The organism is Candidatus Accumulibacter aalborgensis, from assembly GCF_900089955.1.
In the GTDB taxonomy this organism is placed as follows: domain Bacteria; phylum Pseudomonadota; class Gammaproteobacteria; order Burkholderiales; family Rhodocyclaceae; genus Accumulibacter; species Accumulibacter aalborgensis.
The window spans coordinates 1-1275 of record NZ_FLQX01000049.1; the positions used below are offsets into that span (position 1 = coordinate 1).

The following is a 1275-nucleotide window of genomic DNA, read 5'->3' on the forward strand; positions in this document are numbered from 1 at the left end:
TGCCGCAGCGGCCCGAGAAACGCCTGCCGAAAAGGTGCCAGAAAAGCCGCGGCGGCGAGTACCGTACCGAACAGCGCCGCCAGACCAGCGCCAGTGTGGCTGTGCAGCGCGTCGACGATGATCAGCAGTTCGGCCGGGAAGCCACTGGTCCCCGGCAGGCCAATGCCGGCCAGACCGAAGAGCAGGAAGAAGCCCGACAAGAGCGGCATGCTGCGCATCACGCCGCCGAGCTGGGCGATGTCGGTCGATCCGGTGCGGCGCTGCAGAAAAGCCAGCGCCAGGAAGCCGCCACCGGTCGCGACGCTGAAGGTGAGCAACAGCAGCAGCGCCCCCTGCAGCGCCGACACCGAGAACGAAGCCAGCCCGAGCACCACCAGCCCGACGTGCGACACGCTGGCATAGGCCAGCATGCCGCGCAGATTGCTCTGCGCCAGCGCCGCCACCGCGCCGTAGAGGATGGCGACCGTGCCGAGGCCGGCCAGCAGCCAGTGCAGGTCGCGCGCCGCGATCGGCGCCAGCGGAATGGCGAAACGGATCAGTCCATAGGCGCCGAGTTTGAGCCCGACCAAGAGCGCGGTGACCGCCGCCGGCGCGCCCATGGCCAGCGACGGCAACCAGGTGTGCACGGGCAGCAGCGGCACCTTGACGCCAAAGCCGATCAGCAGCAGCAGGAACACTCCCATCTGCGCGCCCTCGGGCAGCGGCGTTGCCAGCAGCGTCGGCAGGTCGAAGGTCAGCGAGGCCAGTGAGTTCGGCCCGCCCGCACCGGCGTGGCCGAAGGCGACGGCCAGCAGACCGAAGAGCAGCGGCACGCCGCCGACCAGCATGACCAGGAAGTAGCGCACCGCGGCAGCCTGCCGGCCGCTGCCGATTCCCCACAGGCTGACCAGGAAGTACAGCGGGACGAGCGTGAATTCCCAGCAGAAGAAGAAGAGGATCGTATCGAGCGCACAGAAGACGCCCAGCGTCGCCGCTTCGAGCAACAAGAGCAGGGCGAAGTACATGCCGGGGGCGAGGGGCGATGCCGCCGCGCGCACCCGCCAGCCGGCGACCACCGCGCCGCAGAAAAGCAGCGCCGTCGCCGGCAGAAAGAGCAGCGAGAGGCCATCGACGCCGACCAGATAAGCGATATTGAGGTCGGCGATCCAGGCCGCCGATTCGAGCAACTGGAAGTCGGGGTGCGCACCATCGAAGACGGCGACGATGACGAGCGACAGCAGCAGCGTCAGCGCGGTCGTGACCAGCGCGATCCATTGCGCCCAGGGAGCGCGCCGC

At 69.1% G+C, this 1275-nt stretch carries 1 protein-coding gene; it reads right to left on the bottom strand.

What is annotated here, in order from left to right; genetic code table 11:
- A partial coding sequence (locus ACCAA_RS04390) for a complex I subunit 4 family protein (RefSeq protein WP_186406032.1) occupies positions 1-1275 on the bottom strand: 1275 nt, incomplete at both ends.